The sequence below is a fragment of the Parafrankia sp. Ea1.12 genome (genome assembly GCF_900465275.1).
Lineage (GTDB): Bacteria > Actinomycetota > Actinomycetes > Frankiales > Frankiaceae > Parafrankia > Parafrankia soli.
Genome location: NZ_UBIZ01000735.1, coordinates 1 through 375, shown reverse-complemented (window position 1 = coordinate 375; position 375 = coordinate 1). Strand labels below are relative to the sequence as shown.

Sequence of the window (375 nt, the reverse complement as noted above, 5' to 3'; positions counted from 1 at the left end):
GCACGGAACCTACTGATGGACCTCGACGAACGTGGCCACCGGTTCCAGTTCCCCCTCCGTGACCGCGACACCAAGTTCACGGCTTCCTTCGACGCCGTCTTCACCGGAGCCGGCATCGACGTGGTACGCACACCCCCACAAGCCCCCGCAGGCGAACGCGATCACGGAACGCCGGGTCGGCACCGCCCGCCGCGAATGCACCGACAGGCCGCTGATCATCTCCGAACGGCACCTGACGTCAGTCCTCGACAGCTACGCGAAGCATTTCAACACCCACCGACCCCACCGCTCCCTCCGCCAGCACCCACCCGACCCGCCACCCGCAGTCGCCCCGACGCCGGATTCCACCGTCCGTCGCACACGCATCCTCGACGG

General features: G+C 68.0%; 1 pseudogene. It reads left to right on the top strand.

Annotated features, from left to right (window positions below):
• A pseudogene (locus FMEAI12_RS40455) lies at positions 1-375 on the top strand (integrase core domain-containing protein); the annotation flags it as partial.